Annotated in this window: 21 protein-coding genes; 14 read left to right on the top strand and 7 right to left on the bottom strand. The window is 71.6% G+C overall.

Features of this window, described 5'->3' with window-relative positions; translation table 11 throughout:
• Nucleotides 1-37: 37 nt before the first annotated feature.
• A complete protein-coding gene (locus OG625_RS17690; protein ID WP_329381635.1) occupies nt 38-1,855 on the top strand; it encodes a bifunctional metallophosphatase/5'-nucleotidase in 1,818 nt (605 codons plus the stop codon).
• Between the two features lie 85 nt (nt 1,856-1,940).
• Here the strand turns inward: OG625_RS17690 and OG625_RS17685 are convergent, their stop codons facing one another.
• Together OG625_RS17685 and OG625_RS17680 are read right to left on the bottom strand one after the other, a co-directional pair.
• Entirely contained in the window at nt 1,941-2,585 is a 645-nt protein-coding gene (locus OG625_RS17685; protein WP_329381633.1) for a dihydrofolate reductase family protein, read from the bottom strand.
• A 124-nt stretch (nt 2,586-2,709) separates the two neighbouring features.
• A complete protein-coding gene (locus OG625_RS17680) occupies nt 2,710-3,492 on the bottom strand; it encodes an alpha/beta fold hydrolase (protein WP_329381629.1) in 783 nt (260 codons plus the stop codon).
• A gap of 120 nt (nt 3,493-3,612) precedes the next feature.
• Between OG625_RS17680 and OG625_RS17675 the strand changes: the two genes are divergently transcribed.
• Together OG625_RS17675 and OG625_RS17670 are read left to right on the top strand one after the other, a co-directional pair.
• Nucleotides 3,613-4,182: a TetR/AcrR family transcriptional regulator gene (locus OG625_RS17675; RefSeq protein ID WP_329381626.1), complete on the top strand. Its 570-nt coding sequence runs from the start codon at nt 3,613-3,615 to the stop codon at nt 4,180-4,182.
• A gap of 95 nt (nt 4,183-4,277) precedes the next feature.
• On the top strand, nt 4,278-5,150 hold the full coding sequence (locus OG625_RS17670; protein ID WP_329381624.1) for a phosphatidylinositol-specific phospholipase C: 873 nt from the start codon (nt 4,278-4,280) through the stop codon (nt 5,148-5,150).
• Here the strand turns inward: OG625_RS17670 and OG625_RS17665 are convergent.
• Genes OG625_RS17665 through OG625_RS17655 form a run of 3 tightly spaced genes read right to left on the bottom strand, consistent with a single transcriptional unit; the run spans nt 5,130 to nt 8,598 of the window.
• Nucleotides 5,130-6,575, bottom strand: a complete 1,446-nt coding sequence (locus tag OG625_RS17665; RefSeq protein ID WP_329381621.1) for a sensor histidine kinase — start codon at nt 6,573-6,575, stop codon at nt 5,130-5,132. The two genes, OG625_RS17670 and OG625_RS17665, sit on opposite strands and share 21 nt — an antisense overlap.
• On the bottom strand, nt 6,572-7,303 hold the full coding sequence (locus OG625_RS17660; protein WP_329381618.1) for a response regulator transcription factor: 732 nt from the start codon (nt 7,301-7,303) through the stop codon (nt 6,572-6,574). Before OG625_RS17660 ends, OG625_RS17665 begins: the two co-directional genes overlap by 4 nt.
• Before the next feature lie 59 nt (nt 7,304-7,362).
• Nucleotides 7,363-8,598, bottom strand: coding sequence for a S1C family serine protease (locus tag OG625_RS17655; RefSeq protein WP_329381615.1), 1,236 nt, complete (start codon nt 8,596-8,598; stop codon nt 7,363-7,365).
• Between the two features lie 150 nt (nt 8,599-8,748).
• Here OG625_RS17655 and OG625_RS17650 point away from each other — a divergent pair, with 150 nt between their 5' ends.
• The gene (locus tag OG625_RS17650) at nt 8,749-8,886 is read left to right on the top strand and encodes a hypothetical protein (protein ID WP_329381612.1); all 138 of its coding nucleotides are present in this window, start codon (nt 8,749-8,751) and stop codon (nt 8,884-8,886) included.
• A gap of 31 nt (nt 8,887-8,917) precedes the next feature.
• Here OG625_RS17650 and OG625_RS17645 read toward each other — a convergent pair whose 3' ends face one another.
• Together OG625_RS17645 and OG625_RS17640 are read right to left on the bottom strand one after the other, a co-directional pair.
• Complete coding sequence (locus OG625_RS17645) at nt 8,918-9,940, bottom strand: LacI family DNA-binding transcriptional regulator (protein ID WP_329381609.1); 1,023 nt, start codon at nt 9,938-9,940, stop codon at nt 8,918-8,920.
• 24 nt (nt 9,941-9,964) lie between these two features.
• Nucleotides 9,965-10,792 carry a response regulator transcription factor gene (locus OG625_RS17640; RefSeq protein ID WP_329381606.1) on the bottom strand — a complete coding sequence of 276 codons (828 nt, stop codon included), beginning with the start codon at nt 10,790-10,792 and terminating at the stop codon, nt 9,965-9,967.
• A gap of 473 nt (nt 10,793-11,265) precedes the next feature.
• On the opposite strand from OG625_RS17640, the gene OG625_RS17635 reads away from it, so the two are divergent.
• From OG625_RS17635 to OG625_RS17595, 10 genes are all read left to right on the top strand, one after another.
• Nucleotides 11,266-11,520: a MoaD/ThiS family protein gene (locus OG625_RS17635; protein ID WP_329381604.1), complete on the top strand. Its 255-nt coding sequence runs from the start codon at nt 11,266-11,268 to the stop codon at nt 11,518-11,520.
• A gap of 676 nt (nt 11,521-12,196) precedes the next feature.
• Complete coding sequence (locus tag OG625_RS17630) at nt 12,197-13,534, top strand: hypothetical protein (RefSeq protein ID WP_443067896.1); 1,338 nt, start codon at nt 12,197-12,199, stop codon at nt 13,532-13,534.
• A 64-nt stretch (nt 13,535-13,598) separates the two neighbouring features.
• Entirely contained in the window at nt 13,599-14,324 is a 726-nt protein-coding gene (locus OG625_RS17625) for an LmeA family phospholipid-binding protein (RefSeq protein ID WP_329381601.1), read from the top strand.
• A 155-nt stretch (nt 14,325-14,479) separates the two neighbouring features.
• Complete coding sequence (locus tag OG625_RS41450; protein ID WP_350875872.1) at nt 14,480-14,569, top strand: Ms5788A family Cys-rich leader peptide; 90 nt, start codon at nt 14,480-14,482, stop codon at nt 14,567-14,569.
• Between the two features lie 214 nt (nt 14,570-14,783).
• A complete protein-coding gene (locus OG625_RS17620; protein ID WP_329381598.1) occupies nt 14,784-15,629 on the top strand; it encodes a sulfurtransferase in 846 nt (281 codons plus the stop codon).
• Nucleotides 15,630-15,691: 62 nt separating this feature from the next.
• The gene (locus OG625_RS17615) at nt 15,692-15,982 is read left to right on the top strand and encodes a DUF1416 domain-containing protein (RefSeq protein WP_329381595.1); all 291 of its coding nucleotides are present in this window, start codon (nt 15,692-15,694) and stop codon (nt 15,980-15,982) included.
• 141 nt (nt 15,983-16,123) lie between these two features.
• On the top strand, nt 16,124-16,387 hold the full coding sequence (locus OG625_RS17610) for a DUF3099 domain-containing protein (protein WP_329381592.1): 264 nt from the start codon (nt 16,124-16,126) through the stop codon (nt 16,385-16,387).
• A 120-nt stretch (nt 16,388-16,507) separates the two neighbouring features.
• Nucleotides 16,508-17,338 (top strand): hypothetical protein, encoded by an 831-nt coding sequence (locus OG625_RS17605; protein ID WP_329381589.1) that lies wholly within the window; start codon nt 16,508-16,510, stop codon nt 17,336-17,338.
• 104 nt (nt 17,339-17,442) lie between these two features.
• Nucleotides 17,443-18,258, top strand: coding sequence for a hypothetical protein (locus OG625_RS17600; RefSeq protein ID WP_329381586.1), 816 nt, complete (start codon nt 17,443-17,445; stop codon nt 18,256-18,258).
• Nucleotides 18,255-19,259, top strand: a complete 1,005-nt coding sequence (locus tag OG625_RS17595; RefSeq protein WP_329381584.1) for a hypothetical protein — start codon at nt 18,255-18,257, stop codon at nt 19,257-19,259. Before OG625_RS17600 ends, OG625_RS17595 begins: the two co-directional genes overlap by 4 nt.
• Nucleotides 19,260-19,298 lie beyond the last annotated feature (39 nt).

Genomic DNA, 19,298 nt, shown 5'->3' with positions numbered 1-19,298 from the left:
CCTCCCAAGCAGTATCGCTGTCCACAAAGGGGATTAAATGTCAGCGACGCCACAACGGCACCGCCGAGCCCGCCGGTTGACCCTCTCCGCCCTCGCCGTCACCGCCGGGGCCGGAGCTCTGGTCGCCGCCGCACTTCCGGCCGGAGCCGCGAGTGGTGGCGGTGCGTCCGCCAAGGCCCGCACCGTCGACGTGCAGCTGCTGTCGTTCAACGACTTCCACGGCACGCTGGAGCCCCCGCAGGGCTCCTCCGGCAACGTGAGCGAGCGTCAGGCCGACGGCACCACCAAAGCCATACCCGCGGGCGGGGTCGAGTTCCTCGCGACCAGCCTGCGCGAGGCCCGCAAGGGCCGCGAGTACTCCGTCACGGCCGCGGCCGGTGACATGATCGGCGGCAGCCCGATGCTGTCGGGCATCTTCCACGACGAGCCGACCATCGAGGCGCTCAACAAGCTCGACCTGGACGTCACCAGCGTCGGCAACCACGAGTTCGACGAGGGCAGGGCCGAGCTGCGCCGCATGGCGTACGGCGGCTGCCACCCGGTCGAGGGCTGTTACGAGTACGGCAAGGAGTTCACGGGCTCCGAGTTCAAGTTCCTCGCCGCCAACGTCACGGACGAGAAGACCAAGCGTCCGATGATGAACCCCACCTTCATCTGGAAGAAGGGGGACGTGAAGATCGGCTTCATCGGCGTCACCCTGGAGGGCACTCCGGACGTCGTCACCGCCGAGGGCGTCAAGGGCCTGAAGTTCGGCGACGAGGTCGAGACGATCAACAAGTACGCCGCCGAGCTGAACAAGCAGGGCGTGAAGTCGATCGTCGCGCTGATCCACGAGGGCGGTCTGCCCGCGAGCGGCGCCTACAACTACGACTGCGACGTCCCGGGCGCCGGCGCCGGTGTCTCGGGCGCGATCGTGGACATCGCCAAGAACGTGGATGTCAAGGTCGACGCCCTGGTGACGGGCCACACGCACCAGGCCTACGCCTGCAACATCCCGGACCCGGCGGGCAACCCGCGCATGGTGACCTCCGCCGCCTCCTACGGCCGGCTGTTCACGGACACCACCCTCACTTACGACCGCGCGACCAAGGACATCGTCCGCACCCCGGTCACCGCGCCCAAGCCGGTCAACAAGGTCGTCACCCGGGACCAGCCCAAGGCCCCGGACATGACCGAGCTGGTCGACCGCTGGAAGGCGCTGGCGGCGCCGATCGCCAACCGCCCGCAGGGCTTCATCTCCGCCGACATCCCGGGCCGCGGCTCGGAGGCGCCGGAGAAGCCGCTGGGTGACCTGATCGCCGACGCGCAGCTGGAGGCCCTGGCCCCGGCCGACAAGGGCGGCGCGCAGCTGGCCATCATGAACCCGGGCGGCATCCGCGCCGACCTCGCCTACAAGGCGGCGGGCGACGAGGGCGACGGCGTGGTGACGTACGGCGAGTCCTACACGGTCCAGCCGTTCAACAACATGATGAACATCGTCGACCTGACCGGCGCGCAGCTGATCACCGCGCTCCAGCAGCAGGTCACCGGCCCGGTCAACGGGGTCAACCCGAAGATCCTGCAGGTGTCGAAGGGCTTCACGTACACCCTCGACATGACGAAGACCGGCGCGGACCGCATCGTCGTGGACTCGGTCAAGCTGAACGGCGCGGCGATCGACCCCGCCAAGACCTACCGGGTCGCGATGAACGAGTTCCTCGCGGGCGGCGGTGACGGCTTCACCGTTCTGAAGGAGCACAAGAACAAGCTGGTCGGCCCGTCCGACCTGGACTGCTTCAACGCCTACCTGATGAAGTCGACGGCCGCGGCCCCGATCGCCCCGCCGGCGGCGGACCGGATCACCGTCGTCAAGTAGGACCGCTCGGTTGTACCGGCAGTACTCGCTTTCAGCGCGCCCGGAGGGGCGGTGGGCCCGTCGGCCCGCCGCCCCTCCGGCGTTCTCACTTCCTCCAGAACAGGTGGTGCGTCACGCCGCTCGGGCTGGGCACGACATCGCGGTGGAAGCGGTCGAGCAGCTCGTCGGGTGACTCCCAGAGACGCGCCCCGGATCCGATCCGTACCGGCGAGACCGCCACGTGCAGGGTGTCGACGAGGTCGGCGTCGAGGAACTCGCGGATGGTGGTGGCCCCGCCGCCGAGCCGGACGTCCTTGCCCTCTGCCGCCTTCCGCGCCTCTTCGAGGACGGTGGCCGGGTCGGCGTCGACGAAGTGGAAGGTGGTGTCGGACAGCGTGAACGAGGGGCGCACGTGGTGGGTCATGACGAACACCGGGGTGTGGAAGGGGGGCTCCTCGCCCCACCAGCCGAGCCATTCGTGGTCCTGCCAGGGCCCGCGCTGCGGGCCGAACTTGTTGCGGCCCATGATCTCGGCACCGATGTTGTTGCCGAAGTCCCGCGTCAAGTAGTCGTCGAGGCCGCGGCTGCCCCCGGGGTCGGTGCGGTTGGGCCAGCTCGCCGTGGCGCCCGCCCAGGCGAACAGCTCCCCGGGATCGGCGTGGCCGAACGGCTTCTCCAGGCTCTGGCCCTCGCCGGCCCCGAATCCGTCGCTGGAGACGTTGAAGTTCTGGACCCTCAGTAGCTGACTCACGTGCTTCCTCCTGGGTTGCCGACGTCGACAACCAATGAGACTGCCGGGGCGGGCGGAACTCATCGGTGTGGACGCGGCCGGTTTTCCTCACCCGGTCGGAGAAGTTCGGAGAAGTGTCGGAGGGCTAAAGGCCGGCCAGGAACTTCCGGACCGCCTCGTGGAACCCCTGCGGGTCCTGGAAGGGCACGAAGTGGTCGCCGTCCAGGGGTGCGTACGAGGTCCCGGGCCGCCGGGAGACCATCTCGTCGGCCACCTCCTGCGGGAGTGCCTCGCTGCGGGTGCCGTGGACGAGCAGCGCCGGGCAGTCGCTCGCGAGCCAGGCGTCCCAGTGGTCGCCGCGGCAGGCTTCGATCGAGTCGAGCTGGTCCTGCGGGTGGAACGGCAGCCGCCAGCCCGACCCCCCGGGGAGCGGCCGCAGCGCCTGCGCGACGAACTGGGCGCCCACCGGTCCGGCGGCGGCCAGCAGCTCCTCGGTGGTGGGCGCGGTGTAGCGCATGCCGCGGAGGAAGCCGAACCAGTCGGATCGCGCGGGGTGGACCGTCACGGTGGCGTCCACGTCGATGAGGGCGCCGACCCGGTGCGGGTGGGCGGCGGCCAGGTGGACGGCGTTGAGCCCGCCGAGGCTGTAGCCGAGGACGGCCACCGGGGTCTGGATGCCGAGGTGGTCGAGCAGGGCGACGGCGTCGGCGACGTACCCCTCGCGGCTGTGGTCGGGAGCCCGGTCGGAGTCGCCGTGGCCGCGCTGGTCGGGGGCGATGACCCGCCATTCGTCGCCGAGGACCGCGGCGAGTCCGGTGAAGGCGGCCCCTTCGGACATGCCTCCGTGCAGGGCGAGCAGCGGGCGGCCGGGGCCGCCGAAGTCCAGGTAGGACAGGGTGCGGTCGTCGATCTTCAGCTCGTGGCGCATGGCTTTGCCTCCGTAGGACCGTGGATCTTCCGATGGGTGAAGCCTGCCAGGATTTGGGCAAGCGCGCAATACGCACGTCTAGGGCGCTTGCCCAAATCGAGGCGCGGATACGATCCCGGCATGGGAAATCGCGAGGACCTGCTGGCCGGAGCCCGGCGCTGCCTGGAGGAGAAGGGCTATCTGCGGACGACCGTGCGCGATATCGCCACGGCCTCGCAGGTGAGCATGGCCGCGATCGGCTACCACTTCGGGTCCCGCGAGGCGCTGCTGAACCAGGCGCTCTTCGCGGCCATGGACGAGTGGGCGGCGGGCTCCGGCCGGCTCACCGGGCAGGGGGAAACCGCCGAGGCGCGGTACGCCGACACGTGGGACCGCAAGATCCGGGACTTCGGTGACACGCGCTGGCTGTGGCTCGCCAACGTCGAGGCCTTCGTGCACGCGCAGTCCTCGCCCGAACTGCTCGCCGCCCTGGCCGAGGGGCAGCGCCGCTCCCGGCGCATGGTGGCCGCGCAACTGCGCGGGGTGTCCGAGGACGCCGTCGCGGAGGGGGACGTACGGGCCCTGGGGTCGCTGCACATCGCGCTGCTGACCGGGGTGATGGTGCAGTCCCTGACCGACCCGGAGCAGGCGCCGACGGGGCCGGAGCTCGCCCAAGGGCTGCGCACCATGGTCGAGTTGCTGGAGGGGTAGGCGCGGCCCGGGTGGACGCCGAGGTACTCATGGGTAGCAGGATTGACGTGCGCACGCCATAATCTGCCCACCACTGGGTCGGCAAAGGGGCGGGCATGGGCAGCGGACTGGACCGGCGGGCTTTTCTGGTCGGAGCGATGGCGGCCGGCGCCGCGATCGGGCTCGGCGCACCACCCGCCGCCGCGGCGGCACTCGGCACCCAGGACTGGATGACGGGCCTGCCCGACTCCACCGCCCTCCAGCGGATGACCATCCCCGGCACGCACGACTCCGGCGCCCGCCAGGGCGGGCTCTACGTGGCCTGCCAGAACACCTCGATCGCCGAGCAGCTCGACTCCGGCATCCGCTTCCTCGACGTCCGCTGCCGGGTGACGGGCGGCTCCTTCGCCATCCACCACGGCTCCTTCTACCAGGGCCTGATGTTCGGGGACGTCCTCGTCGCCTGCGCGAACTTCCTCGCCGCGCACCCCAGGGAGACCGTCCTGATGCGGCTCAAGCAGGAGTACTCGACGGACAGCGACGCGACGTTCCGCGCTGTCTTCGACGACTACCTCGACCACCGCGGCTGGCGCCCGCTCTTCCGGATCGCCGACGCGCTGCCGAACCTCGGACAGGCCCGCGGGAAGGTGGTCCTGCTCGCCGACAACGGCGGACTGCCGGGCCTGCGGTACGGGGACGGGAACGTCTTCGACATCCAGGACGACTGGAACGCCGAGCCCTTCGCCAAGCGCGGCAAGATCGAGAACCACTTCCGCAAGGCCGTCCAGCAGCCCGGCAGGCTCTTCGTGAACTACACGAGCACCTCGGCCTACATGCCGCCGCGGTGGAACTCCGACCGCCTCAACCCCCAGGTGCACGCCTTCGTCGACGGCGGGGAGATGGCGGGCCGCACCGGGCTCGGGATCGTCCCGATGGACTTCCCGAACACCCGGTCCGGCCTGGTCGCCTCACTGATCCGGCACAACTGACGGATCCGAGGGCGGTGGCGTGGGTGCCCCCGGGATGCGGAGCACCGCCTCCGTGCCCGGGCCGCCGTCGGCCGCCGCCCGCAGCTCGGCACTGCCGCCCGCCCGGGCCGCCGTACGGGCCACGATCGACAGGCCGAGCCCGCTCCCGGGCAGGGCGCGGGCCGACGGGGAGCGCCAGAACCGCTCGAAGACGTGCGGGAGGTCCTCGTCCGGGATGCCGGGCCCGTGGTCCCGTACGGTCAGCGCGCCGGCCCGCAGGGACACCTCGACCGCGCCGCCCGGCGGGCTGAACTTCACCGCGTTGTCCAGGACGTTGACCATCGCCCGCTCCAGCGCGGCCGCCTCGCCCCGGACGTACCAGGGCCGCAGGTCCGAGGTGAAGGTCAGCTCCGGACCGCGCAGCCGGGCCCGGGACAGCGCGGCTCCGGCGATCTCGTGCAGGGCCACCACCTGGAGCGGCCCCGGCGAGGCCGCGTCCGGCCGGGACAGCTCCTGGAGGTCCCCGATCAGCGCGGCGAGTTCCGTCATCTGCGCCTTGACCGAGGCGAGAAGCTCCTTGCGGTCCTCGGGCGGGATGGCCCGGCCGGTCTCCTCGCTCCGCGCGAGGAGCTCGATGTTCGTACGGAGCGAGGTGAGCGGGGTGCGCAGCTCGTGCCCGGCGTCCGCGATCAGCTGGGCCTGCCGCTCCTGGGAGGAGGCGAGGGCGGCCGTCATCGAGTTGAAGGACCGCGAGAGGCGGGCGATCTCGTCTTCGCCCTCGTCGGGGATGCGGACGGTGAGGTCCTCGGTACGGGCGATGTGCTCGACGGCGTCGGTGAGTTCGTCGACGGGCCGCAGCCCGGTACGGGCCACCCACAGACCGGCGGCGCCCGCGCCGACGACTCCGATGCCGGAGACGAGGAGCAGGACCCAGGCCAGGGTGGAGAGGGGCTTCTCGATGTCGGCCAGCGGCTTCGCCACGGAAATCGCGAAGATCGGGGCGCCGGGCTGGGTCTGAGCGGTGAAGGTGTAGACGCGCATGTCGACGCCGTCGGCCGTGCTCGAGTCGTAAAGGGCCTTGGCCTGGCGGCCGGCGGCGATGTCCTTGTCGGTCTCGGTGACCGGGAGGTCGGTCCGCCCGCTCACCCGGCAGTGCTTGCCGTCGGCGGTGACGATCTGGACCGTCGCGTTCAGGTTTCCGGCGATGTCCGGCTGCGTCTGGGCGGGGAGCGCGCAGCCCTCCCGAAGGGTGCGCAGCACCTGGTCGGTCGGGTTCGTCGCCATCAGCGACCGGTTCAACTGGTCGTTCAACTGGGCCCGCACCATCACCCAGGACACGGCGGCGACGGCGGCGACGGCGAGTGCGACCGCCACCGTGACCAGCAGCGCCAGGCGCGAGCGCAGCGGGAGGGCGCGGAACCGGGCGGCCGGGTCGAACCGGCTCACTCGGGCCCGCTCTCGCCGGCGCGCAGTACGTAGCCCACGCCGCGCACGGTGTGGACCACGCGGGCTTCGCCGCCGGCCTCGGTCTTGCGGCGCAGGTACATCACGTACACGTCCAGGGAGTTGGAGCTGGGTTCGAAGTCGAAGCCCCAGACGGTCTTGAGGATCTGCTCGCGGGTCAGGACCTGGCGCGGGTGGGCCAGGAACATCTCCAGCAGCGTGAATTCCGTACGCGTCAGCTCCACCGGGCGCCCGCCCCGGGTGACCTCGCGGGTCGCGAGGTCCATGCGCAGGTCGCCGAAGGTCAGCGCGTCCTCGGGCTCCGCCGCGCCGGGGCGCGGGGCGGCGTACGAGCTGCGGCGCAGCAGGGCGCGGACGCGGGCGAAGAGCTCGTCGAGCTCGAACGGCTTGACGAGGTAGTCGTCGGCGCCCGCGTCGAGGCCGGTGACGCGGTCGCCGACGGTGTCCCGGGCGGTGAGCATCAGGATCGGGGTGACGCTGCCGGAGGAGCGCAGCCGGCGGGCCGCGGTCAGACCGTCCATGCGGGGCATCTGGATGTCCAGGACGATCAGCTCGGGGGCGTACGAGGCCGCCTTGTCGAGGGCGTCGAGCCCGTCGACGGCGGTCTGCACGGCGTATCCCTCGAAGGCGAGGCTGCGGCGCAGGGCCTCGCGTACGGCGGGCTCGTCGTCGACGACGAGGATCCGTGACGCTTCGCCTTCGGCATTCATGGCCGGTCCCCCTGGTGGTGGTGTTCGGTGCGGGCGGATTCCCAGCCTTGCACGACGGACTAGTACGAGGTGCCGTAGCCGTTGGTGGCGGAGCCGCCGGTGTCGGAGGAGCCGTTGCCACCGGGGCCGCCCTTGCGGAGGGAGTCCAGGTCGGCCTTGATCGTGTTGACCGGGATGGCGAAGCCGAGGCCGACGCTGCCGGCGGCGGAGCTGTCACTGGCGGGGGAGTAGATCGCGGAGGGCATGCCGACGATCTCGCCGTTCATGTTGACGAGGGCGCCGCCGGAGTTGCCGGGGTTGAGGGAGGCGTCCGTCTGGATGGCCTTGTAGGTGGCGGTGTCCGAGCCGGTCCTGCCGTTGAACTGCTGACCGCCGAAGGAGAACGGCCAGCCGCCGGTGCCCTGCTGGGGGGACTGGCGCTGCTCGGACTTGTCGACGGTGACGTCGCGGTTCAGCGCCGAGACGATGCCGCTGGTGACGGTGCCGGTGAGGCGGTCGGGGGAGCCGATGGCGACGACCTGGTCGCCGACCTTGACGTTGTCGGAGTTGCCGAAGGTGGCGGGCTTGAGGCCGCCGGCGCCCTGGAGCTTGATGAGGGCCAGGTCCTTGTCGGGGTCGGTGCCGACGATCTTGGCCTTGTACTTCTTGCCGTCGCTCATCGTCACCTCGATCTCGGAGGCGCCGTTCACGACGTGGTTGTTGGTGACGATCTCGCCGTCGGCGGTGACGACGATGCCGGAGCCGGTGCCCTGACCGGAGGCGGTGCGGGTGTCGATGCGGACCACGGAGGGGCTGACCTGCTCGGCGACGCCGGAGACGGTGCCGTTGCTCGACTGCGAGACGTTGGTGCCGTTGACGCCGCCGCCGGCGCTGTTCTGGGTGCCCATCAGCTGCTGGACGGCGGCCGCGGTGCCGCCGCCGACCACGGCCGCGGCGAGCGCCACGGCGGCCAGCAGCGCTACGGGCTTCTTGGCGCGGGGCGCGGGGGAGGCGGCGTGGGCGGGCCCGTGCGGGGCGGCACCCCAGGTGCCCCAGCCGCCGGAGCCGCTCGTTGCTGTCGCCGCCGGGACCGGTGCCGGTGGGACCGTCTCGCCCTGGATCACCGGGGGCTGGTGCGCCTCGTGCCAACCGGGTGCGGCGGGCGGGTAGGAGGGCGGCGGCGGGTACGACCCGGCGGCGGCCGCGGTGTCCTGTGCCAGCCGGTCACGTCCCCGCTGCCAGTCCTCGCCGAACGGCGCGGGCTGGGGGCGGTGTTCCTGGGGGTACTCGCCTTCGCGGCGGAAGCTCTCGGTCATGGCTACGACTCTGGAGGCCGATCATGAGAGCTTCCTGAGTCTGGCCTGAGAAGCCCGACAGAACCGCGTATGCCCGATATAAGGGCGGTTTCCCGGAGCCTCGCCCTCCGGTATGTTGAACGCGTTCAAGTCGAGGAGGGGGGTGGGCAAGTGGTGCTCAGCGCGCTGAAGGCGTTCGCCAAGATCTGCCTGGCCGCCGGGAAGGTCCTGCTGGCCTGGACGGCGATCGCCGCGGCCATCCTCGGCTTCCTGTTCCTCCCGGTCCTGGCGATGGCCTTCGTGGAGTGAACAGCCCCCGCCGCCCCGCCGAACCGACGGCCTAGCGGCAGCCGCAGGAGCGGCGGATCACCAGGGCCGACGGGAACTGCTTCAGGCGCTCGCGCCGGGAGCCCGTCACCCGCACGGCGTCGTCCAGGACGAGGTCCACGGCCGCGCGGGCCATCGCCGGGCGGTCCGAGGCGATGGTGGTCAGGGGCGGATCCGTGAGGGCCGCCTCCTTGACGTCGTCGAAGCCGGCCACGGCCAGTTCCCCGGGCACGTCGATGCGCAGCTCGCGCGCGGCCCGGAGCACGCCGATGGCCTGGTCGTCCGTGGCGCAGAAGATCGCCGTCGGGCGGTCCGGTCGGGCCAGGACATCCAGGGCGACCTTGTACGCGTCGTAGCGGTTGTACGGGGCCTCGATGAGGCGCCCTTCGGTCGAGCGGCCGGACTCCAGCATGGCCCGGCGCCAGCCCTCGACGTGGTCGGCCACCGGGTCGCCGACCGACGGGGTGTTCTCGACCCCGCCGATGCAGGCGACGTACGCGTGGCCGTGTTCCAGCAGGTGCCGGGTCGCCATCTGGGCCCCGCCGATGTCGTCCGTGATGACGGCGACGTCGTCGATGGCCTCCGGGCGCTCGTGCAGCAGCACCACCCGGGCGTCCCAGGCCTCGATCTCCGAGGCGGCCTGCTCGCTCATGCCCTGGCTGACCAGGATCAGGCCGGAGACCCGCATGCCGAGGAAGGCCCGCAGGTAGTGGACCTCGCGCTCGGTGCGGTAGTCGGAGTTGCCGACCAGCACCATCTTTCCGCGGTCGGCGGCGGCCTGTTCGACCGCGTGCGCCATCTCCGCGAAGAACGGCTGACGGGCGTCGGGGACGATCATGCCTATGAGGTCGGTGCGCCGCGACGCCATCGCCTGCGCGACCCGGTCCGGGCGGTAGCCCAGATCCTTGATCGCGGCGAGGACACGCTCGCGCGTGGCCGGGGCAACCGGCCGGGGTCCGTTGTTGATGACGTAGCTCACGACGGCGGTAGAGGTACCCGCAAGTCGCGCCACGTCATCCCGCGTCACCTTGGCCACACGCCGGAGTCTACGCGGGGTGACCTACCTCTGGGCAGGGCGTCCTGCCGAGTGGATGCTCACAGGATCTTCGGCCGACCGGGTGACGGCCGCGGCGGCCTGTGCCGAGGCCTGCGCGGACGCCTGGGCGGCGGCCTTCGCGGCGGCCTGGGCCGCGGCTTCGGCCGCCGCCCGCTCCACCTTCTCCGGGGTCACGAACCGGTAGCCGACGTTACGGACCGTGCCGATCAGCGACTCGTGCTCGGGGCCGAGTTTCGCGCGCAGCCGTCGTACGTGCACGTCGACCGTGCGGGTGCCGCCGAAGTAGTCGTAGCCCCAGACCTCCTGGAGCAGCTGCGCGCGGGTGAAGACCCGGCCCGGGTGCTGCGCGAGGTATTTGAGCAGCTCGAACTCCTTGAAGGTCAGGTCCAGGACCCGGCCCTTCAGCTTCGCCGAGTACGTGGCCTCGTCGACCGACAGGTCGCCGTTGCGGATCTCCATCGGGGAGTCGTCCGAGCCCAGCTGCTGCCGGCCGGTGGCCAGCCGCAGCCGTGCCTCGACCTCGGCGGGGCCCGCGGTGTCCAGCAGTACGTCGTCGATGCCCCAGTCGGCGGTGACGGCGGCCAGACCACCCTCGGTGACGACGAGGATCAGCGGGCAGCCCGGCCCGGTGGAGCGGAGCAGCTGGCACAGCGACCGCACTTGCGGCAGGTCGCGGCGGCCGTCCACGAGGATCACGTCGGCGCCCGGGGTGTCCACGAGTGCCGGTCCCTCGGCCGGGGCCACCCGGACGTTGTGCAGCAGCAGGCCGAGGGCGGGCAGCACCTCGGTGGACGGCTGCAGGGCGTTGGTGAGCAGCAGGAGAGAGCTCATGCCCGACCACCTGCCCGGGTCGGACGGTGCTGCACGGTTCGCTGGTCCATCACGTCGGTTCCTCCTCGGTCCCGTCGAGGACGTGCGTGGTACTGCTTCGTACGGTGTCGTTCTCGGTCCCGCCGGCGTCCTCGCGGCCCCGCGCCCTGGGGCCCGCGGGGGATGCCGGTGTTCCCGCTTCGTTCAACGTGCTGAAAGCACAAAAGGACCCGGGGGCAACGTTGCCCGGATCCTCATGCCCAGCAGAATAGCCCACCGGCCCTTTCCGGGCCGAGGCCTCTTCCACTTCCGATTCTGTGGTTCCTGCCACGCCCGTGTCCTGCGTATGCCCCGGTTTCACCGGATCGGGGGCCCTGCGAGCTGTGCCGGAGGGCCGACCGGGCGCACCCGGGGCGCGCGGAAGCACGCCGGGGTCGGCCGCCCGAGGGGCCATCATGGAGGCGGACGGTAGAGAGCCGACGATAGGAGCTGCAGTGGCAACCGGAACCATCCGCTACTGGGCGGCGGCCAAGGCCGCGGCCAAGACGGCGGAGGAGCCGTACTCGGCGCGCACACTGGCCGAGGCGCTCGACGCCGTGCGGGAACGCCACCCCGGGGAACTGACCCGGGTCCTGCTGCGCTGCTCCTTCCTCGTGAACCACGAGCCGGTGGGCAAGCGCCCGCACGACGCCGTCCTGCTGACCGAGGGGGGCACCGTAGAGGTGCTCCCGCCGTTCGCGGGCGGGTGAGCGGAAACCCATGAGCACGCCTGAGGAACAGCAGCAGCAGCAACAGCAGTCGCAGCAGCAGCAACATCAGCAGCAGCCGCACCAGGATCCGTACGGGACCCAGACCTGGCAGTCCGACACCTGGGACACGGGCTACCAGCCGGTGCAGCCGCCGCTGGGCGCGGTCCCGGGCCAGCCGGTGGCTCCGGAGGGCTGGTTCCGCGACGAGGCGCCGGCCGGTGCCGCCGGCGGGAGCGCCCCGGGCGCCGCGTGGCCCGAGAGCCCGGTCCCGCCTGCCGCCCAGGCCGGTAGCCCGTGGCCGGACGGCTCCGACTCCGGCTCCGCCGGTGCGGGTGCCGCGTGGCCCGAGGGGCCGGCTGCCGAGGCCTATCCGTCGTACCCGGCCCAGCAGGCCCAGGACCCGGCGCCGTACCAGCAGGCCCAGGACCCGGCGGGGCAGCCTTCCGCCCCCGAGGGCTGGTTCCGGGACGAGGTCCCGGCCCCGGCTCCCGCCCAGGACTGGTCCCAGGGCGCGGGCTCCGCGTACGCGTCGCCCTACACGAGCCCCGAGCCGCAGGCCCCGCCCTCGGCCGCGGAGACCGCGTACCTTCCGCCCTACCCCGGCCCCGAGGTGTCCGTTCCGGCCCCGGCTTCCGCCGCGGAGACCGCGTACCTTCCGCCGTACCCGGGCCCCGAGGTGTCCGTCCCCGCCCCGGCTTCCGCCGCGGAGACCGCGTACCTTCCGCCGTACCCGGGCCCGGAGGCCTCCGTCCCCGCCCCGGCTTCCGCCGCGGAGACCGCGTACCTTCCGCCGTACCCGGGCCCCGAGGTGTCCGTCCCCGCCCCGGCTTCCGCCGCGGAGACCGCGTACCTTCCGCCGTACCCCGGCCCGCAGGCCGCCGCGCCGCAGCCCGCGGCCGCCCGGGCCTCCGCCGAGGAGACGGCCTACCTGCCGCCGTACCAGGAGGCCCCGGTGCAGCCGCAGCAGCCGCAGTCGGCCGTGCCCGAGGGCTGGTTCCGGGACGAGGTTCCGGCGCCCGCTCCCGCCCCGGACTGGTCCCAGGGCGGCGCCGGGACGGCCGTCTCGGTGGACGAGACCGCCTACCTGCCGCCCTACCCGGGCCCCGGCCAGCAGCCGGAGGCGGCCGCCGAGCAGACGGCCTATCTCCCGCCGCAGGCACCGGCTCCGACCCCCGCCCCCACCCCCGAGCCCGCCGCAGGCGACCCCGCGGACGACTCGGCCTGGTCGCCGCCCACCCTCGCCGGGAACACGCTGCGCGCCGTCGACCCGGCCCAGGCCCGCGCCGAGGGCCGGTCGCCGATCATCGACCCCGGACCGCAGTCGGCCATACTGACCGCCGCCCTCGGCCTGCTGCTGGCCCTCGCCGCCTTCCTCGGCCAGTACGCCGTCCTGGTGCCGCTGGTGGCCCTCCAGGGGCTCACCGCGGCCGGCTGGTTCCGCCTCAACGGCATGTGGCCGGCCCGCCAGGGCATCGCCCTCGCCTTCGCCGGAGCCCTCGTCGCCGACGCCGCCGTGCTCGCAGTGGACGACTCGTACGGCCCCGGCGCGATCATCGGCACCCTCGGCGCGTGGGTGCTGATCACCCTCGTCCTCCAGCTGCGCAGCCACGCGGACCCCGACGAGCGGATGTACGGCCTGATGGCCTCGGTGGCCTCCGCCGCCGTCGCCATCGTCTGCGCCGGCTACCTCGCCGCCGACACCGCGGCCGTCTCGGTGGGCGCCGTGGCCGTCGCCGTGGCCGTGTTCACCCGCGCCCTGCCGCTGCCCACGGCCCCTTCGGTTGGGGTCTCGCTGGCCGCGGCCGCGGGCGCGGGCCTCGTCGTCGGCGGGCTCACCGACGTCGGCATGGGAGGTGCGCTGGTCGGGCTCGCGGCCGGGGTGTGCGCCCTGATCGGGCTGCGCGTGGCCGCGTACGACTATCCGTCGAAGTTCGTGCACATGACGGCGGGCGTCGCGCTGCCGCTCGCGGTGGCGGCTCCCGCCGTGTACCTCATCGGCCGGGTGGTGAGCTGATCTCTGCCCGACATCGGGCGTGTTCCACTAGGTCGCACGGACCGACAACCAGGGGGAGGGGCACGTGCGGATTCTGCGTGTCGTCGTGATCATCGCAGTGGTGCTGGGGGCCCTGTTCACCGGCGTGGACCGCTGGTCGGTGAACTACGCCGAGAACCGGCTGGCCGACAAGATCAAGGCCCAGCGGGGGACCGTCGCCGGCTCCGAGGTGGACATCCACGGGTTCCCCTTCCTGACGCAGGCGCTCAGCCACGACCTGGACCGGGTGGACCTGAAGCTGCGGGGCGTCGAGGTGACGGCGGATGGCCGCAAGACGCGCCTCTCGGAGCTCGACGCGAGCTTCCGCGGGGTGAAGCTCGACGAGGACTACGGCGGCGGCACCGCCCGGCGGGCCGAGGGCTCCGGGCTCATCTCGTACGCGGACCTCACGGCGGCCTCGCAGACCGACGCGACCCTGTCCTACGGCGGCGCGCCCGGGAAGGTGAAGGTCACCGTGGCCGTGGAGGTGTTCGGCAGGACCCTCACCCGCCACGTCGTGTCGACCGTCACCCTGGTGGACGGGGAGGGCACGGACGGGGCGAAGGGCGGCAAGACCGTCCGGGTGCGCGCCGATGAGGTGCCGGGCGAGGGCATCCCCGGACTCGAACGGATGATCCGCAAGCGGACCGACTTCGACCGCAGCCTCGGCGACGGCCTGCCGGCCGGGCTCCAGCTCACCGCCCTGACCTCGGACGAAGCCGGTCTGCGCCTCGAACTGGGCGGTTCGAACGTGGTGCTGGCCGGATCGTGAGACGGAGCGGTCCGCTCCGCAGAAGAACGGGCCGCTCAGGGCCTCTCCGGGGCGGCGCGGCGGCCGCGCGGAGGGTTCTTATCCCACTATCCGGACGATCCTGTCTCGGAATATGACACACCGGTGACAGGGCGGCTGATTCGTCCCTACGATCCATGGCTATGAAGCATCAGCAGGCGGACCTCACGAAGCGGCGGGCAGTAGACCTGTGTCGCGTCGCCGCCATGCTCTGTCGATCCATGTGACTTGTGAGCGATCCCGCTCCATACGACCGGACGACGGCCGCCCGACCGGCCCTTCCCGCGTGACTGCACCCGCCTCCTGATCCCTGACGCCTCCCCGCGTTGGGGGCACCTCCCAGCGGTAGCTGGGGGAGTTCCTGAGCACACCCGCAGGCACGCAGCAGCACCGCGCAGTACCCGTACAGCCCCGCCGCACACTGCCCCGGAGGAGAACACCATGAGCCGCAGCGACGTCCTCGTAGACGCCGACTGGGTCGAGGCCCACCTGAACGACGCCAACGTCGTCATCGTCGAGGTGGACGAGGACACGTCCGCGTACGACAAGAACCACATCACCAACGCCGTCCGGATCGACTGGAAGAGCGACCTCCAGGACCCGGTCCGCCGTGACTTCGTGGACCAGGAGGGCTTCGAGAAGCTCCTCTCCGCCAAGGGCATCTCCAACGACGACACCGTCGTCCTCTACGGCGGCAACAACAACTGGTTCGCGTCCTACGCCTACTGGTACTTCAAGCTCTACGGCCACCAGGACGTCCGCCTGCTCGACGGCGGCCGCAAGAAGTGGGAGCTCGACTCCCGCGACCTGGTCGACGGCAAGGACGTCCCGAACCGCCCGGCCACCGAGTACAAGGCCAAGGCCCAGGACACCTCGATCCGCGCCTTCCGCGACGACGCCGTCGCCGCGATCGGTTCGAAGAACCTGGTCGACGTGCGTTCGCCCGACGAGTTCAGCGGCAAGCTGCTCGCCCCGGCGCACCTCCCGCAGGAGCAGTCGCAGCGTCCGGGCCACATCCCGAGCGCCCGCAACATCCCGTGGTCGAAGAACGCCAACGACGACGGCACCTTCAAGTCCGACGAAGAGCTGACCGCCCTGTACCAGGCCGAGCAGGTCGACCTGTCGAAGGACACCATCGCCTACTGCCGCATCGGTGAGCGCTCCGCGCTCACGTGGTTCGTGCTGCACGAGCTCCTGGGCCAGGAGAACGTCAAGAACTACGACGGTTCGTGGACCGAGTACGGCTCGCTGGTCGGCGTGCCGATCGAGCTCGGCGCCAACAAGTAATTCCGCGGGCACGCGACGCCCTCGTAGTACACGTACGACCTCTCTAGGACAGGACAGAGAACATGTGTGGAGCACAGATCGGCGGGCCCGACCTCGCGACGCTGAAGCCCGGTGAGACCGCGATCCAGGGCCAGATCACCCAGGGCGGCGAGCCGGTGTCCGGCTACGTCCGCCTGCTGGACTCGACCGGCGAGTTCACCGCCGAGGTCCCGACCTCGGCCACCGGCCAGTTCCGCTTCTACGCGGCCCCCGGCTCCTGGACGCTGCGTGCGCTCGTCCCGGGTGCCAAGGCCGACCGCGCCGTCGTGGTCGCCGAGGCCGGTGGCGTGACGGACGTGGCGATCGCGGTCTGACCGACCGTGCCCACGCACTGAATCACCGAGTCACCGCATCACTGCATGACCGGCCGAAGGGCCGCACCCCAGGGGGTTGGACGCCACTGGAACGGGGTGCGGCCCTTCGTGCCGTCGCCGTCCGGGCTCTACGCTGAAGACATGTACGCGCGGCGTCGGCGCACCTATTTCCTGCTCATGGGCGTATGTCTGTTCCTCTTCGTCTCCGCCTGGTCCTTCGTGCGGCTGTTCTCGGTGGAGGCCGCGGTGGCCCTGTGCGTGGTGGCGATGGTCATCCCGCCGGTGGCCGCGATGATCGCCAACCGGCGAGGCCCGGACGACCGGTGGTGGGACGACCCCTCGGGCGATCCGAAGTCCGACGAGTGGTGGGACGAGCTGGACGGAAAGCGCCGCCGCGAGGAGTGAACCCGGTGAACCCGGCGAGATAAGAATGTAATAAGCATTCATACAACCGCTCCCCCCTGGAATCGGTCATGCGTAGGCACGGGTATTCAACCTGTGCCTCCAGTCCTGTGGGGGACTCCTTTGGAACACGAACAGACCATCCCCGAGCAGCGGAAAGAGGCGGAGAACGCACCGGAATCGGATACTCCGGACCTGCTCTCCACTCCGGCCGCCGGCCCCGAGGCCGCAGCCGTCCCGCGCCGCCGGCGCGGCCGTACGACGCTCTTGATCGCGGGTGCGGCCGTCCTCGGCGTCCTCGCCGGCACGGTCACCGGCTACGCGGTCCAGTACCACCGCGAACCGACCCCGCTGCCGCCGCTGGCCCAGCAGAAGCTGGTGACGCCGAAGGCGCTGGCGCCCGACGCCGCGACGACGAACAAGACGATCAACGCCAATCGCTGGCACAAGACGGACGACGACCTCAGCAAGCTCCTCATCGAGGCGCCGAGCGGGGCGAAGGTCGACGGCGCCGGATACGACTCGCTGGATTTCTTCGCGACGAACTTCGAGAACCCGGACCACGCCTTCCGCAACCTCGCGACGAACGACGTCCGCCGGCTCGCCTCGACCGCGTGGGTCGTGAACGACCGGGTCTTCGTCGAGGTGCACCTGATCCAGTTCAAGGACTTCTCCGGCGCGGAGGACTACCAGCAGGACCAGTCCTCCTACATGCCCGAGAAGAAGTACGCGGGCAACGAGGGCGTGCCGATCCCGGGGATCTCCGGTGACCTCGGGCACGTCTGGGTGGACTCGGAGGTCACCGAGGACCCGGGTTACTACCCGATCCGCGAGGGACGGGCCATCGCCCGCCGCGGAGACATCGTCCTGGACATCTTCTACGTCGAGAACCGGGGCAAGGTCTCGGAGAGCGACGTCATCGACCTGGCCAAGCGACAGCTGGAGCGACTGTGAGCGAGCCGCAGAACGAATCGACCCCGGCTCCCGCGGCTCCTGCGGCTCCCGAAGCGGCCCCTGCTGCCCCGGCTTCTGAGGCTCCCGTGGTTTCCGAAGCGCCCGTGACCGCCGTGGCGCCCGAGGTCGGCGTACTGCCCGAGGCCGCCGCGGCGCCCGAGGTTCCGGCCGAGCCGGTGAAGCCCGCGCGCAAGCTCAACCGCAAGGCCCTCGGACTCGTCGCCGCGGGCGTGGCCGCCGCCGCCCTGCTGGGCGGCGGCGCATGGGGCGCCGCCGCGATCGGGGACGCCGACCGCACCGCGCCCACCCGCTACTGGGTCGCCGACGGCGAAAAGACCGAGAGCGACGAGCCGCCGGCCGCCGTGCCGTCGAACGAGCTCTCGGGCAAGCTGCTCCCGCTGCCGAGCGCCTTCACCCTCGGCCCCGACCTCGCCGACGACGGCAACAACTTCTTCGTCTCCGGAGAGAACGCCGTCCAGGGCTTCAAGGACGCCCGCCAGGGCCTGTCCAGCAAGGAGCGCAAGCAGCGCGACGAGGCGCTGGCCGAGCTGAAGCTCAAGGGCCTGGCCGGGCGCAGCTACGCCAACACCAGCGGCCGGGTGGTGTACGAGGTCCGCATCATGCAGGCCGACCCGCAGGCCCTCGGGAAGTTCTCGGAGGTCAGCAAGAAGTTCATCGACCTCCTCGGTGACGGCCGCGACGCACCGAAGATCGACGGTTTCCCGGACGCCAAGTGCTCCCTCCTCGCCATCGGTGAGGAGAAGAAGGAGAAGATCGACTCGCTCGAATGCGTGGCGATCGAAGGCGACGTGCTGGTCAACTTCCGCGCGTACGGGCCCAAGCCCTTCTCCGGCTCCGACGCCGCGGCGTTCTTCAAGAAGCAGCTGACCCACCTGAAGTCCCCCGGGGAGAGCGTGTGACCGAGCAGAACACGACCGGAGCCGCTCCGGAACCGGTCGACACCGTCAAGGCCCCCGCCCCGCAGGACGCGGTGCCCGCGCAGGCGCAGTCCCCCGAGACCCTCGCGGCCCCCGCCCCGCAGGACGCGGTACCGGCGCAGGCGCAGGCACCGGCCGCCACCGACACCCTGGCCGCCTTCGCGGCCCCGCAGGCGCCCGGCGCGCCCGGCGCCGCCGACGCCCCGCAGGGCACGCCGGCTCCCAAGGACCGCCGCAAGCTGTTCGCCTTCCTCCGCTGGACCGCCGCCGTCACCGTCTTCGCCGTCGCCGGCGCGGGTGTCGCGTACGGGCTCATGCGGCCCGAGCGCACGGACGTCCCCGGGCTCTCCACGAAGGACGACGGCCGCTGGGTCTTCCCGGCGCTGGCCAAGCCCGTGCTGCCGCCCGGCGCCGCCCAGCCCTTCGCCGAGGACAACGAGGACGGCATCCACTACGCGGCCGCCGCCGAACTCCTCCTCCCGGCCCCGAAGGGGTCCACGCAGGACCCCGCGCTGAAGCTGGAGAAGGACTCGGTGGTGTCCCCGGACACCTTCCTGGAGGAGTACGAGTCCACGGCGCGGGCCAAGATGAAGCAGGCCTTCGTCGACGACGGGCTGCGCCAGATCGTGGCCCGCGGCTGGGTGACGCCCGACGGCACCCGCACCCGGATCTACCTGCTGCGCTTCCACGCCTCCGGCTTCACCGACCTCTTCGAGGGCTGCGGCGCCAACATGAACGTGAACGGCGTTAACCGCATCGAGGGCGACGACACCTGGGGCAAGGCCAAGACCTCCCAGCCCGCACCGGACCTGGGTGACGTCTCGCTCTTCGCGGAGGCCAAGCCGGTCGGCGACGAGCAGGTGAAGGCCGGCTGCATCCAGGCGGGCGACCTCCAGGCCGTGATCTTCCAGACCCGCAAGGGCGAGGTGGCGACCGTCCCGTTCCACCAGACGGTGATCCTGCAGAACCAGCTGCTGCACTGACCGGCACCGATCGGGACTGATCGGCGGTACGGCCGACCT

This window comes from Streptomyces sp. NBC_01351 (assembly GCF_036237315.1).
GTDB lineage: Bacteria > Actinomycetota > Actinomycetes > Streptomycetales > Streptomycetaceae > Streptomyces.
This window is presented reverse-complemented; position numbering and strand designations above follow the sequence as displayed.